At 61.3% G+C, this 15322-nt stretch carries 10 protein-coding genes; all 10 read right to left on the reverse strand.

All coding sequences use genetic code 11. From position 1 onward, the window contains the following. Position 1 precedes the first annotated feature (1 nt). The 10 genes from P9L99_00625 to P9L99_00670 all read right to left on the reverse strand — a co-directional run bounded on the left by P9L99_00625 (position 2) and on the right by P9L99_00670 (position 15317). Positions 2-4327 (reverse strand): hypothetical protein, encoded by a 4326-nt coding sequence (locus P9L99_00625; protein ID MDP8221834.1) that lies wholly within the window; start codon positions 4325-4327, stop codon positions 2-4. A gap of 128 nt (positions 4328-4455) precedes the next feature. Further along, the gene (locus tag P9L99_00630) at positions 4456-5532 is read right to left on the reverse strand and encodes a hypothetical protein (protein MDP8221835.1); all 1077 of its coding nucleotides are present in this window, start codon (positions 5530-5532) and stop codon (positions 4456-4458) included. Between the two features lie 75 nt (positions 5533-5607). After that, positions 5608-7059: an adenosylhomocysteinase gene (gene ahcY / locus P9L99_00635; GenBank protein MDP8221836.1), complete on the reverse strand. Its 1452-nt coding sequence runs from the start codon at positions 7057-7059 to the stop codon at positions 5608-5610. A gap of 33 nt (positions 7060-7092) precedes the next feature. Then, positions 7093-8205: an NAD(P)/FAD-dependent oxidoreductase gene (locus P9L99_00640; GenBank protein ID MDP8221837.1), complete on the reverse strand. Its 1113-nt coding sequence runs from the start codon at positions 8203-8205 to the stop codon at positions 7093-7095. Next, positions 8202-9122 carry a prenyltransferase gene (locus tag P9L99_00645; protein MDP8221838.1) on the reverse strand — a complete coding sequence of 307 codons (921 nt, stop codon included), beginning with the start codon at positions 9120-9122 and terminating at the stop codon, positions 8202-8204. The genes P9L99_00640 and P9L99_00645 overlap by 4 nt, the downstream gene beginning before the upstream one ends. 79 nt (positions 9123-9201) lie before the next feature. Beyond that, a complete protein-coding gene (gene metK / locus P9L99_00650) occupies positions 9202-10362 on the reverse strand; it encodes a methionine adenosyltransferase (GenBank protein MDP8221839.1) in 1161 nt (386 codons plus the stop codon). Between the two features lie 140 nt (positions 10363-10502). Next, on the reverse strand, positions 10503-11486 hold the full coding sequence (locus tag P9L99_00655) for an SGNH/GDSL hydrolase family protein (protein ID MDP8221840.1): 984 nt from the start codon (positions 11484-11486) through the stop codon (positions 10503-10505). After that, on the reverse strand, positions 11483-12385 hold the full coding sequence (locus P9L99_00660) for a GDSL-type esterase/lipase family protein (protein MDP8221841.1): 903 nt from the start codon (positions 12383-12385) through the stop codon (positions 11483-11485). The genes P9L99_00655 and P9L99_00660 overlap by 4 nt, the downstream gene beginning before the upstream one ends. Beyond that, positions 12382-13833 (reverse strand): glycosyltransferase family 39 protein, encoded by a 1452-nt coding sequence (locus P9L99_00665; GenBank protein ID MDP8221842.1) that lies wholly within the window; start codon positions 13831-13833, stop codon positions 12382-12384. Before P9L99_00665 ends, P9L99_00660 begins: the two co-directional genes overlap by 4 nt. Then, positions 13830-15317 (reverse strand): glycosyltransferase family 39 protein, encoded by a 1488-nt coding sequence (locus P9L99_00670; protein ID MDP8221843.1) that lies wholly within the window; start codon positions 15315-15317, stop codon positions 13830-13832. The genes P9L99_00665 and P9L99_00670 overlap by 4 nt, the downstream gene beginning before the upstream one ends. Positions 15318-15322 lie beyond the last annotated feature (5 nt).

Raw genomic sequence — 15322 nt, forward strand, 5'->3', positions numbered from 1 at the left:
CTCAGGGGCCGTCGAAACCTTCCGGGAATGTCGCGTACCACAAACCGGCGACGCCGTGATACGTAACGTGAACATTGCCCTCGCCGTCCAACCCCAAGCTGGAGAACTCACCAACGTCACCGAATTGATCGATGGTCGTGTAGGACCACGTGCCGCTCTCGGTATGCACGTAGCGCAGCGTTTGCCCGTGGTGATACGTGATGTGCAAATCGCCGTCGGCGTCCACCGCGAGCGAGTTGTAGCCATCGCCCGACGTGGCGGTGTCGATCGTATCCGTGATCCACTCGCCCGAAGCGTTGGTGGCGTAGCGCAAGCCCGAGTACTTGTCGGGGCTCGCGGATTGGTAGTTGTAGATCACGTGAATCGCACCGCTCGGATCGAAATCGAAGGCCGACCACTTGCCGGAAAACACGCGGTCGTCGACCAGTTCGCTTTGCCACGTGCCGCCGACATTGTTGGCGTAGTAGATGTCGCCCGTGTAGTACATCAGATGCACGTTGCCGTCGCCGTCCACTCTCATCGACAGATACGCCGCTTGGTTGGTGCTCGCCACCGCCTGCCACGACCATTTACCGGCGAGTTGCCGGGCGTACATGACATTGCCGTTCAAGGCGTGATACGCGATATGTCGCGCGCCGTCCTCGTCGACCACGATCGCGGCATGCCCGCCCGTGGACGCAGCAGCGCCCAGCGGATCAACTTCCCACGCGCCCGAGCGATTCGTTGCGTAATGCACGTTATCCGATCCGGCCGCGCCGTAGACGATATGCGCGTAGCCGTCGGCATCCGTGTCGATCGCGCTGTTGTAACCGATAGAGATGCCCGCTTCGACAGGTTCGACCTGCCAGAAGCCCATCTTGTTTGTGGCGTAGGACAGTGCGTCGTTGCGGTCGTCGACGCGATAGCTGACGTGCACGTGGCCGTCGGCGTCGACCGCCATGGCTGATTCGCTTCCCGCATCGTAGCGCGGTGACGGATCGGCGGTGAGCCACACTCCGTAGTAGTTGCTTACCAAGGCGATTTCCGAGATGGAATAATCCTCGCGATAATCATTGGTCAACACCACGTAGACCCCGCCGTCCGCATCAACCGCGATGTCGGTCATGAAACTGTCGCCCCAGAGGTAGTCGATTTCCTCGAGCACCCAATCCTCGCCGTCCTTCGCGGCATAGGTCGCGTACGCTTCGTCCCGCGCTTCGTCCCGCATAAAACTCAAATGCGGTTGGCCACTCGTGTCTAAGGCAATGGCAATGCCGACACCGGAGAAAGTGGCCACGGTTTCGGTCTGCCAGTGACCGGCCGAGCCTCGCGCATATTTCGTTTGCAGCGCTTGATAGGCCAGATGCACGTCGCCGTCGCCGCTTACCGCGACGGCCCCGCCGCCGCTGCAATAGCCCAGTTCCTCACTCGCCCAGTCGCCGCCTTCGTCGTGGGCGTAGTAGCACGCGGTCTCCCGTTGATAGATGACGTGGCGCGTCCCTCCCGCGTCGAAGGCGATATCGAAACCGCGCTCGAAGTCGCAGGCCGCGTCGACTGGGTTCACATCCCACTCATCGCCCTTGTCGACGGCAGCGAGCAAACCGCTTCCCTCTTCGTAAAAGAGCACGGTCGGTAAGCCGTTCGGCGCCAGCGCAAGCCGCACGAATTCGCTCGGCGCGTACGCCTCGGTAACGGGTGCGAGACTCCAGGTTCCGGCCTCGTCGGTGCCGTACAAGAGTTGGCCGGCAATGTCCTCGACAAGCGCCACGTGCAACACGCCGTGCTCATCCATCACTACGCTGGGCGCGCCCGCCGGGGTGTGAATCGATTCGGTCAGGATGGATTTGCGTTGCGTGCCCACCAGCGCCGCGCCGCGGAATTTGCCCGTGGCAATCAGGATGTCGTCCGGCGCGACGCTCACAAGCGTGATGTCTTTCCCGTCGGGATAGCCGCCGTCGATCCACTCGATACTCAAATCGCTGAGTTTTCCGGCAGTCGTATCGTCATCATCGTCGTTGTCGTCGTTGTCGTCGTCATCATCGTCGTCATTGTCATCGTCGTCATTATCGTCATTGTCGTCGTCATCATTGTCGTCATCATCGTCATCATCGTCGTCGTCATCGTCGCCGCCCAGCAAACCGTAACCCTGCGGAAACACCAAGTGCCACAGCGAACCTTCGCGATGGTTGCTCACGTGCAGGTTCCCGGCGCCATCGATCGCCAGGTCTAGATAGGATGAGATGTAATCGGCTGGATCCAACGTCGCCGTCTGCCAAGCGCCGTTCTCGTTCGATCCGTACACAATCAGGTCGCTGTCCGAATCGTAAAAGACGATATGCGCGGCGCCGTCGGCGTCGAGCACCAAGCCGTGATACCGCCAAACAAAGGGATAGTACGCCGCCGTCTCGACGGTCCATTGATCGGCTTCTTTCACGGCGTACGCGAATCCGCTGTCGTGTGGATGAACGAACAATAGGTGCGGCTGACCAAGTGGCGTCACCGCCAGCGACACACCGCCGTTGGGAACCCCGACGTTCTCGTAGACAACTTCCGTTTGCCACTCGCCCGCGGCGTTCGTGGCGTACATGATTTGCTCGGATTCGTCGTCGACGTATCCAATATGGACAACGCCTGCGGCGTCAATCGCCAGCTCCAGCTCGTGGCAATAGTAGCCGAGCATGCCGATCGCTTCGGTGTTCCAATGGCCGGAGCGGTTCGTGGTGTATTTCAGATCCTCGGTATCGCCACCGTGGAACGCGATGTGAGCGTAGCCGTCGGCGTCCAGTTTCATATCGGCGCAGCCGCCCTGACCGCCAAGCAACGTAACGTTTTCTTTCTGCCACTGGCCGCTTTCTCTTCGGACATACTTTAAGCGACCGTTGGTCCCGTCGTAATACGCGATGTGCGGTTCGTCTTGGCTGTCTAAGTCGATCGCCGGCCCCGACGCGTAGATTTCCGAATCGTCCGGCAAGCTAATCTCCCATTGCCCACCGGTTTTCTCGGCGTGTAACACGTTGCTCTGGTAGCGGTCGTAGTACGCGAAGTGGGCCCGCCCGCCGGCTGTCAACGCGATCGTATTTTCCCAGCCGCGTTCCTCGCCCGGATCGACTGTTCCCGAACTCCACAAGCCGTGGCCGTTGGTCGCGTACATTAAGGCGTTGACCGGAAATACCGCGGCGTAGGCGAAGTGCGCCACGCCGGAAGGATCGATATCGAAACCAACGCCCGCCGCCGCGCCCCGCGTTAGCGTCGGTTTCTCGGACACCCATTGGCCCGAACGGTTGGTGGCGTAGATCAGATACGCGCCCGAATATGCGTCGCCCGACATGCCCACGTACAAATACCCGGCCGCGTCCTGTTTGAGACGCAACTGCAGCGGACGGTTGTCGACGATCATTTCGCTTTGCCACGCGCCGGAGGCGTTGGTCGCGTAATACGTGTCCGACCCCGTGTATCGCTGGTATACGATGTGCACCGCGCCTTGCGGATCGACGAGCAGGTCCGACACCCTACCGGTCCGGTTCGTCGCATCAGCGACTTCGCTCTGCCACGTCCCGCCGTCCCGCACCGCATGAATCAAGGTGCCGTTGCCGTAGGCGACGTGCAGCCTATCGTCGTCGTCCACGGTAAGACTCGGCGTCATTTTCTCTTCTTCGGACTCGCCGACCAACGTCATCGTCCACGACCCGTCGATCTTCTCCCCGTGCGTGACCCGTCCCGTTGCCGGCTCATACACCACGACATGGGGAACGCCGTCACGGTCCACTTCCACCACCGGTGGCCCATAAATTTCGCCGATTCCCGGCAGCATCTCGTTTTGCCATGGGCCGGTTTGATTGGTCGCATAGACCACACCGCCCGTTTCGGATCGGGCGGCCAGGTGGACCACACCCGAGGGCGCGCGCGCAATCGCCGGTTGTGTCACGAACGGCGCAATTTTGACGGATGAGACCGACTTGCCGTTGATTTGATAGAAGACCAGTCCGCGCGCCTTGATCGCGGCGACGAGTGCGGCGTTGCCGTCCAGGCGCAACATCGCGACGCCTTCTTCCTCAACCATGCCGCCGTCGACCCGTTCGACGAAAAGATCGTCGACCGGCGTTACATCGTCGTCGTTATCATCATCGTCGTTGTCGTCATCATCGTCGTCGTTGTCGTCATTGTTGTCGTCATCGTCATCATCATCGTCGTCTCCCGGCGTCGTATCATCGTCAACCGCGTCGTCGTCGGTCGCGTCGTCGTCAACCGGCGAGGCGTCATCGTTGTCGTCGTCGTCGTCGGGCGGGCAGGCAGTAGCGAAGCAAAGAAGAAAAAAGAGGGCCAGAAAAAGAAATAGCAGGCGCTTCATGAGACATCTCCCAGCTCCGCACCTCGCGGCGCGAAAACAGTTACCTTCGAAAAAGAGATCCTCTGTTGCCTGCGTAACGAATTTATCGTTGCACATCGGCCGAAGGGTCGCAAGCTCCGAATGCGCCGTCAGCCGACTAGCGCCGTTCCCAGCGCGATGCCCGCCGGGCTGGCCACCCAACCCACCAGCACCATCCCCCAGGCGATGCCCGTGGCCGGATGCGCTCGGGGCGCTTCTTCGCCGAAAACAGTAAATAGAGCCACGGTGTAGATACCCACGACCGCGCCGTACAAGCCAAGAATCGGGCCGCGCAGATCGGTCCCGGTAAAACGATGAGTCAGGTAGGCCGCAATCAGCATCACGAGAGCCGCAGCGGCGACAGCATTCAATTTCTTCCAGCCGACGCGGACGTAAAACAACCCGGCGAACGCCGCGGCCAGAAAATGAATCACGCCGTTGGCAAACCAGTCTCCGGACGTGGCGAGGATCGCGTTTTCGCCGGGCGCGCGGGAGACCAACACAAATAGCGCGGTATCCGCGAACACGACCGCCGCCAGCGGCAGCAGCGCCTTGACCATGCGGCCGCTGGTCGTATCGCAACCCGCCGGTACCGACGGCGTATTACGCAATGAATCCATGAAGAGAAAAACGACGACGACATTCGAAGCGACCAGGATGGCGTCGTACATGCCGATCTTGTCCGGATTATCGGAAAACACGGCCAGTAGATTGCTGACCAGGTAGATCGCGCCCGCCGTGAAGCCGCCGAATATGCCCAGAATCCTCAGCGGCAGCCGCGTCACCATCAACGTGAGCAGGAGCACAATGAGCAGGCCCAACGCGAATCCCAGCGGGGCGAACAACGCCAGCAGAAGCAGGCGCGAGGTCACCTGCATCATCGCCACAGCCACAACGGCAACGACTCCCGAGATACCCGCCGCCGCTTGCGCCAAGTGATCCGTGAAGGGTTTGCGGCGGTCGATCGCGTAGCCCGCCGCGAGACTGCCCGCGATGCCGCATATCGCCAACAACGCAAAGCCGGGTGTGAGATCTTTCTCCGCCCAGTGCAGAACCAGTGTCGCGCGCCGCAGCAACGCGTATTGGACGAAGGTGACGTAGAACGTGAAGCTCGAAAACAGCAGCCAACAAATCGCCGTCCATCCCGGCAACTCGGCCGGGGTCGGCGGCGGCGGTGTTTTCGTCATGGGCGGCACGCCTGTCTCCATCGAAAAAGGCCGAGATGAACCCGGCCTTGTTTAGCGTTGGCTCGAGCGAACGGCTCAGTAACGGTAATGATCGGGTTTGAACGGCCCGTTAACCGGTACGTCGATGTACTCGGATTGTTCCGCCGTAAGCACCGTCAATTTGGCGCCGAGCTTCGCCAGGTGCAACCGCGCCACTTCCTCGTCGAGGTGCTTGGGCAGGCGGTAGACGCCGACTTCATGCTCGTTTTGCCACAGGTCGATCTGTGCCAAGGTTTGGTTCGTGAAAGAATTGGACATCACGAAACTCGGGTGGCCGGTCGCGCAACCCAAGTTCACCAGCCGCCCTTCGGCCAGCAAGTAAATGCAGTGCCCGTCGGCGAAGGTGAATTGATGCATTTGCGGTTTGATCTCTACCTTCCGGACTCCCGGCCATGCCTCGAGTTGATCCACCTGGATCTCGTTGTCGAAGTGGCCGATGTTGCACACGATCGCTTGGTCTTTCATTTTCGACATGTGCTCGGCGGTGAGCACGTCGCGATTGCCGGTGGCGGTGACGTAAATGTCGGCCAGCGGTAGCGCGTCTTCCACGGTCACGACGCTGTAGCCGGCCATCGTGGCCTGCAGCGCGCAAATGGGATCGACTTCGGTAACCATGACCTTGCAGCGCAACGCCGCCAGCGCATCGGCCGACCCTTTGCCCACATCGCCGTAACCGCAAACCAGCGCCGTCTTGCCCGCCACCATCACATCGGTCGCCCGCTTGATGCCGTCCACCAGCGATTCCCGGCAGCCGTAGACGTTGTCGAACTTCGACTTGGTGACCGAATCGTTGACGTTGATCGCCGGTACGAGCAGCCGCCGGTCCTTGGCCATTTGATAGAGCCGATGCACGCCCGTAGTCGTCTCTTCCGAGACGCCTTTCCAATCCGCCGTGGCTTGGTGCCAGAATTCCGGGTTCATTTCCCGCAAGCGTTTGAGCACGCCGTTGATGATGTTCGATTCCTTGTTGTCGGTTTCCTGGTCGAGCAGCGTCGGGTCCTTTTCGGCGTAGTAGCCTTGATGAAGCAGCAACGTGGCGTCACCGCCGTCGTCGACGACCAAATGTGGGCCGCCGCCTTCCGGCCACGTGAGCGCCTGCAGCGCGCACCACCAGTACTCCTCGAGCGTTTCGCCCTTCCAAGCGAAAACCGGCACGCCCCTCACCGCAATGGCCGCCGCAGCGTGGTCCTGGGTCGAAAAGATGTTGCACGAAGCCCAGCGTACGTCCGCGCCCAGCTCGATGAGTGTTTCGATCAACACGGCCGTCTGGATCGTCATGTGCAGGCTGCCGGTGATGCGGGCGCCGGCCAGCGGCTTCTCGGCCGCATATTTCTTGCGCGTGGCCATCAGGCCCGGCATTTCCTTTTCGGCGATTTCGATCTCGCGGCGTCCCCAATCGGCCAAGCCGATGTCCGCCACCTTGTAAGGCATATCACTGGCAATCAGTGTCATCTCATTTCCTTTGGTTTCGACGTTATCTTGCTGCATCGTTTCCATCCATTTCGTTTTCGACGCACGATTTTAGGCTTTCAGATAATGGGATACAAGTTCCAGGCCGATTTTCGGAAGTCGCCACAGGAACATGTTCCCTGTTTTCAGATAACTGGGCTGGTCGGTCATCATGTCCATCAAAAAGCGCCGCATCGTCGCGCTGCGAGCGGCCACGTCAAACACGCGGGTGATCGACTCCGGCCGGTAAAACCTTCGCGACAAGTCGGCCGTCTTGGCCAGTTCGCGCCCGAACGACCGCCGCCACGTTTTCTCGTAGTCGCCGGGACGCTGCGCCAGCAAAGCGCCGGCCAGCAACCGCCCACCCCACATGGCGTACAAAATCCCCTCGCCGGTCAACGCGTCGACATGCCCGGCGGCGTCGCCGATCACGGCCCACCCCGGCCCGGTCGTCGGCAGATCAAAAAAGGCGGAGTCGCGGACGAAGGGGATCGGTGCCGACCACTTTTGCCGCACCGGCCAATCGGCGAAATGTTCGGCGCGAATGGTCTCCACCGCCTCCCAGACGTCGAAATCGGGATCGCTGCTGCCGCCGCCGAGGCAAAGGTGGTCTGACCGCGGGAAAGCCCACACATAACCGGGGCGATCCATAAACCAAGTGGTCGCCTCCTGCCGCCGCCCTTCCAGGAAATACCCGACGGTCGCGCTGAGAAACTCCGCCGGCAACGGCCCGAGAAGATCACGCCGCACAACCGACTTGGCGCCGTCGGCCCCCACGACGAAATCGAAACGTTCGTCCACGCCGCCCAAGCGGAATTCCCGCCGGGACAACGAGACGCCCGTCACGCGCGCATTAAGGAAACGTGCCCCGGCCTCACGCGCCAGAGCCCGCACGTAGCCGTCGAAATCCCGCCGCGCCACAATCCACATGGGCGCGCGGCTTGTCAGGCGTATCGGCACTCCGGTCGGCGAAACGAAGTTGCCGATTTCCACCGGGCGTTTGGGCCCTTCGTAAGCCATGACTTCCGGGAAGCGTTCGCGCACCTTGGGCGGAACGCCGCCGCCGCAAGGCTTCTCCCAGGCATGCTCATGACGGTCGATGAGCGTGACCTGTGCGCCGCGCCTCGCCAGATGGTAGGCGCAAAACGCACCGGCAGGCCCGGCACCGACGATGGCAATCCTCACGCCACGACCCCCGGCAAGCGGGACGCAAGTAGGCCGCCCATGAGGAAAACCCAGAACAGAATTTCGTATTTGATCGTGTCGGCGGATACCGCGATGTTGATTTCCAAACCTTCCACCGCTCCCGCGCCGCGGTCGATGAGCCGCACAACCAGCGGCGTGACCAACAGCCCCAACACCAGCGCCGCGGGCAACAGGCCGAGGAAGACTCCGGCGATGATCGTCGCCAAGCTGAGCAGGATCAACGCGGCCCACAGTTGCAGGCCGAAGCGCTTCCCCCACCGCACGACCAGATTCCGCTTGCCGCTGAGTTTATCGGCGACGAAATCCGGCAGTTGATTGATGGTGATAATCGCGGCCGTCCAGAATCCCATCGCGCAGCCAACCCAAACGGCCGCGACGCCGAATTCCTGGGTTTGGGCGTAGTATCCGGTGAGCACCAATGCCGGTCCGAAGTTGAGGGCAATCATTAGTTCGCCCCATCCGCGATAGGCGAGCCACAGAGGCTTGGCCGTGTAGCCCCACCCGGACAGCAGCCCGAACAGCGCCAACGCCCATAGCCACCACCCGACAAACAGGCTCAAAACGGCAAACAACACCAAGCCGAGCGCAAAGCAAGCGTAGCCCGCCGCGCGAATCTGCTCGGCCGAAAGCAAGCCCTCTTGAATGACTCTGGTACCGCCGGAAAACGGCGTGCGGATCTCGTTGATATCATCGGTGCCCGAAAGATGGTCATAGTAGTCGTTGAGCAGATTCGTCCCGGCGTGAAACAGCCAGACCGCCACCATCGTCGCCACAGCCAATGGCCAATGGAATCTCGCGCCTTCCCACCAGGCCAGCGTCGCGCCGAGGCTCACCGGCATAAAGCTTGTCAACAAGAAACCGCGATAGAAACCCACTGCCCGCAACCATCGCTTCATCACCGAGCCGTCCTTCGCGTCAAATGAAATCGGCAACGCGCTCAAGAACACGTTGCCGACGTCTCAACTATTCATCCACTTAGCCGAGCAGCGACTTCAACTCCTCGACCTTGTCGGTGCGTTCCCAAGTAAACACTTCGCGGCCGAAGTGTCCGAAGGCCGCCGTCTTTTGATAAATCGGCCGCAGCAGATCCAGGTGCTTGATCATCGCCGCCGGTTTCAGCGGGAAGATATCGCGGACGGCCTTGCTGATTTTCGCCGGGTCCACCTTCTCGGTGCCGAAGGTCTCCACCAGCACCGAAACCGGTTCCGCCACGCCGATGACGTAACCGAGCTGCAACTCGCAGTTGTCGGCCAGGCCCGCCGCGACGATGTTCTTCGCGATGTAGCGCGCCATGTACGATGCGGTCCGGTCCACTTTCGACGGGTCCTTGCCCGAAAACGCGCCGCCACCGTGCCGGCCCATACCGCCGTAGGTATCGACGATGATCTTGCGTCCCGTCACACCGGAATCCGCCTGCGGGCCGCCCAACACGAAGCGCCCGGTGGCGTTAATGTGGAAAATTGTTTTGTCGTCGAGCAATTCTTCCGGCAGCGCCTTGAAAATCACTTCCCTTTTGACGCCCTCGATGATGTCCTCGTACGAAACATCAGGCGTGTGCTGGGTGGCGACCACGACGGTGTGAATGCGCACCGGCTTGCCGTCCCGGTATTCCATCGTCACCTGGCTTTTGCCGTCGGGCCGCAAAAAGGCGAGCCGCTTCTGGTTGCGCGCGATGGACAGTCCCATCACCAACTGGTGTGCATAATAGATCGGCGCGGGCATCAGCACGTCGGTATCCCGGCAAGCGTAGCCGAACATGATTCCCTGGTCGCCGGCGCCCTGCTCTTTGTGGAGGCCCATCTCGGCCGTTACGCCCTGGGAAATGTCCGGGCTTTGCCGGTCGATCGAGGACAACACGGCGCAGGTATCGCAGTCGAAGCCCATCTTGGAGTCGGTGTATCCGATTTGCCGGACGGTTTCCCGTACGATATCGGGAATGGGCACGTAGGTATTGGTCGTTATTTCGCCGGCGACGACTACCATGCCGGTATTGACCAGCGTCTCGCAGGCAACACGGGCCGATTTATCTTCATCGATGATGGCATCGAGAATGGCATCGGAAATCTGGTCGCATATTTTATCCGGGTGCCCTTCGGTCACCGATTCCGAGGTGAAAATGAAGTCCTTTTGCTGCATGTTGAATAACTCCTTCCCTACGAGCTTCTTGCTCGAAATATCGATCCTGCAATTTTCATAGTCAATTCAAGCGACAGGAATGTACCGGAGGGGCGAACGACTGTCAATTCGTCCGCCGCCATCTCATTTAGCTTTTCCTATTAGATTCCGCCTCCTTGGACACGGGACGTCAAGACCTTCGTGAGGACTTCGGCAATGATCCGATGTCCGGCGGCCGTCGGGTGAACCCGATCGGGTTCCGGGTAGAATAACTCGCCCGGCATCAAACCGCTGTCGGCAAACGCCGCCGTGAGCGGAATCGACGGGTCAACGCGGGAGATTTCCTCCACCGAAAGCCCCCCGGCGTCGTCGATGAAGTGCGCCGGGATAAACAACATCTGGAAGCCTCGCCCGGCCCCCATGTCCCGCATCGCCCGCGCATTTTCCCGGAATTCATCAAAGCTGACCCGCGGGCGCCCCTCGGTGAACGCCGCTTGACGCCGCGCGAAGGTCACGCCCCGCGTCAGCAGCAAATAAAGGGACGAATGCCGCACAAACTGCTGAACGGGCACCAATCGGCCGCTGATTTCCGGCGCCGGCTGCTGCTGGGCGTCGCCCCGGCCGATGGCTTCAAAGCCGTCGTTGATGCCGAAATAGGCCGTCACGAAATCGGGGCGATAGCTCATCGCTTTTACGCGCAGGAGCTGCCGACCCTGCCAACTCGTGTAGCCGGGACAGCCGAAGTTGAGTACTTCCACCGGCCTGCCCAGCGCAGCGGCCAGCAATCCTTCGAGCACCGCCGGATAGGTTTGCGCGTAATCCAGCGGCGGCGTCCCCAAGCCGAAGGTGCAGCTATCGCCGAGGCAAACCACCCGCAGCGTACCCGGCGCTTTCTCGACCGGGCGGCGCGGGCCGCGGTACCCGTCTTGGTTGACCTGCCACGCCGGATTGGGCGCTTTGAGTTTCCAAAACAACACGGGATCGCGGTCGAAACTCCCCGGTTGGTCGCGGTGCGGGTTGGCGAACTGCATCGTCGCGGCCTGGTCCGATAAATCCGGAAACACGAGCCGGACCGCCGCTTCTCCCCCGGCCAATGCCAGGATCAGCGCCGCCAGAGCAAAAACGATCAACTTGCGCTTCGTCATGGCAACAACTTCTCCGCGACGATCTTATCCGCCACAGCCCCGGCGATGACCACCGCGCCCTTGGCGTTGAAATGCGCGGCGTCGGTGTCGGGCCAGAAGAAAAAGTCGCGGCGATCCAAAAACAGCGGCACCGGATCGACGAGCGCCACGTTCATCTCCGCAGCGACGGCGCGAATCGCCTCGTTGTAGCGTTTGTGCGTCGCCAGCCAACCCCAATCCCCGTCCAAATAAGGCGCGGTCACCAGCAGCACCTTGCCTTGTTGCGCCCGCACGCGCTCGATCATGCGTTTCAGATTCGTGCGGAATTCTTGCAGCGATACGCGCGGCGTGCCGTTGGGCGTGGGCGTTTCCACAATTAGGGTCCGTATTAAGCGGTAGAGTCGAAGTTGAGCCAAGCGCTTCTGCCAGGCGAGCGTCGCCGGGTCCGGAAGTTTGATTTGGCTGTCGGGGACGCCGGTGAGGCTCTCCCAGTGATCGTTCCAGCCGAACTGGATCATCACCAAATGCGGGTCCCAATCGAGCAGTTCCGTCTCCAGATAGAGGCGACCTTGATGGCTCGTGTAACCGGGCACGCCGCCGTTGAAAACCTGCACCGGTTTGAGATAGTCGCGCTCCATCAGGTTGGAGGGCAGCCGGTCGGGCCACCCCCGCCCTTGTTCCATCACGGTGACCGAATCGGACACGCAAACCATACGCGCCGTGTCGTCCCGGAAGTTGGGCGCGACTTTCGGCAAACGCCAGAATCGCACGGAGTCCGGCTCGCCGAATAGTTCGCCGTGAACCCGAAGCCGGAAATCCATCACCGCCGGGTCGCCTCGGTAGTTCGCCAGGCGCAATATGCCTTCGACCAGCGCCAAGACCAGGAATGCCGCGACGATTCCGAATAACAGCTTCTTCACGGGGTTTCATCCTTTCGTCGAAAGACGGACCACCGGTCGTGGCTCCACAATCGAGCATAGGCCACGCCGAAAATGTCCGTCGACGACACGCCCGGCGGCAGCCCCAAGGCCTCCCCGAACGCCGATTCGGAGCGATCGTAAAAGAACAATGTGGGCTTCCACTCTTCGAAAAGGCGGCGCAATTGCTCGCGGTCGATACCGCCGTGGGCATCGTAGATGGGCCGGCGAAAACGATCCCACGGCAGGCCCGATTCGACGACGATAATCGGATGATATTCATTGCCCAACAACACGCGGTCGTCCTCGCGCAGTTCCGGGCGAAGTTTTTCGACAAAGCGAAACGCGGCGCGATCCGGCCCCAGCATCCGTTGGGCCGCCACCGTGTTGGCGTGCGAGAAACCCGCCACGACGGCCGCGACGAGCGCCAGGGCGACCAGCCACGTCGAACGCCGCCACGTCCGCGCCCACGTCGTTAGCGGCAGCGCGATAAACAATACGAGCAATGTCGCCGACAACGACATGTACCGCAGCAAGCGTGGGTCGAGCGTGGCGTCGATGGCTTTTTTCTCCAGCAGGATCAACAGAACCACGAGGCTCACGGCCGGCAGCAGCAATTTGCGTCTCGTAAAGGCCGCCACGAGGCCGATCAATCCCAACAGTAAGCCGGGCCAGCCGATCGTCGCGGCCAGCGCATGAGGCAACAACCCAATGCGATCGACCAGCGGCACTTCCGACGCGTGAATCGCCGACACCTCCGCCGATACGCCCAAGAAGGAAAACGGGTTGCCGGTAACGCGTACGCATTCGGCCATATGCATCAAGGGGAACACCGCCACCATCGCCCCGAATACCAGCGTCTCCCGAAAACGCCGGTGGGCCGCCAGCCAGCCGACGTACACGACGAGCAACGGCCAGCCCTCGAAGCGAAATGCCGCAGCCGCAGCCGCCGCCAACGCCGCGCCGACCAACTTAGCCCACGCCGTCCGTTGGTGAGCGACCACGTCGTCGAGCAGATCGATCGCCCAAAGCGTGCAACAAACGAAGGGCACTTCCGACAAGGTCACGACCGACGCGACGGAAAGCGGATACAGGAACGCGCCTGCGAAAAGCGAAGCCCCCGCCGCTTCCGGTCCGGCGTGGCGGCGCACCAGCCGAACCAACGGCCACAACAACAACATGCCCATCGCCAGGGTGAGCAGTCGCGCGGGCCAGACGGCGTGCCCGGTCAGCTTCCACGGAATCCAGAGGAAAAGCGTATGCAGCGGTCCGAAATTCGTATCGGGATACGGCAGCGGCGATTGATCCCACTGAAACATCAAGTTGATTTTGCTGTAGCCCTCGTGCTCGGCCGAAAAAACGTTGGGCGCGCCAAACAGAAAAAACAGCCGCACGGCCAACGCCACGGCGACAATCGCCCACAGCATCGCCCTCTCCGCCCGGGGGCTCATGGCGACGCCTCCGCCGGCGAGGTTCGATAGATGACGAAATCACCCTCCGCGAACGCTTTGCGAAAACGCAGCCCGCGCGAGGTCGTTTCCTCGGCGCCCCGCGACACACGAAACACATCAAGATTCGAATTGACCATGTCCGTGCCGATCAGAAAGTAGTCGAGTACCACAATCGTCGGCGGACGTTTTGAAATCAGTTCGGTGAACGCTTTTTCGTCGAGTTGCTTGCGGTCGGGCGACCAGCGCAGGTCCACAAATTGCGCGAGGGGCAAGCGGCTCTCGATTTGCGCGTAGGGGTGAAAGCGCTGGTCGAGCAAAACGCGATCGGCAGCGTCGGAATGATCGTGCAACCACTCCACCACATGGCGGATGTCGTCGTCGTATTGGTTTTTGTCCGCCTGCACCCAACCCCATGCGAACTGCCAGGAGGCCAGGAGAATCGCCACGACTAACGACGCCTGCCGCCAACCTCGCCAGCGCAGGAGGCGCTCGTCCAAAGCGACCAATGCAAAGCCCGCGTACGCAAAAAGGAAGGTACCCAAGCTGATCACGTAGCGTTCGAGGCTCGGGTCCATCGTGTTGGTCAACGCCTTGTACTGCATGATCGCCAGCGGAAAGACGAGCAACGCCGCGAACGACAGCTTCCGGCGACGCGCCGCCGCGATGAATATGCCCACAACGCCCAGGGCGAAGGCGGCGTATCCCATGCCAAGGCCTAGTGACAGCGGCCAACCGAGCGCCTTTTCCTTCAGCGGCAGGTCGGGCATGTACTGCAAAAATGAGAGCGCGCTCGTTTCGGCAAAGCTCATGGGATGACCCGTCGCCCGCCAACAAAAAAACATGTGAACGAGCGGGAAAATCGCCGTCAGCGCCCCGAACCAAGCGGCCATCCAAAAACTGCGACGCAGCATCAGCAGGCAGAGAACCGGCAGGAACAGCCACGCTTCAAAGCGCAGCATACCGGCAGCGGTGATGGCCGCGGCCGCGGCGGTCAACTGCCACCAGCGCGCGCCGCGTCGTTCGCCAAACGCCGTGAAGAAGGCCAGCAACGCGCCGACCAGGGCCAGCAAATAGGGAGTTTCGGCCAAGCCGGTCGGGCTCGCCCGCAGGTGCGTCGGGAAAAACGCGAACAGCAACGCGGCCACGACCGCTATGCGGGCATCGAATTCTTTTTTGACTAAAAGGAAAAACAGCGGCACCGTCGCGGTTCCCGCCAGCAGGCCGAATAGGCGCACCGGCCAAATCCAATCGCCGAACAATCGGAACAGCGCGTAGATCAGCCACGTATGCAGGGGGCCGAAATTGATGTCGGGATACGGCTTGCCGTTTTCGATCCAGGTGCGCACCAAATTGATCTTGCTGTAGCTTTCACCCTCGTGGGAAAACACGTTGTCGAAGGCGAGCAGAAACACCAGCCGTGCCGCGAGGGCCAGCAGCGTCAGAAGAGTCAACCAGTGTTCGGTGCGAAAAGTCGCGCGACGCATTGCCT

The organism is Candidatus Lernaella stagnicola (genome assembly GCA_030765525.1).
Taxonomy (GTDB): domain Bacteria; phylum Lernaellota; class Lernaellaia; order Lernaellales; family Lernaellaceae; genus Lernaella; species Lernaella stagnicola.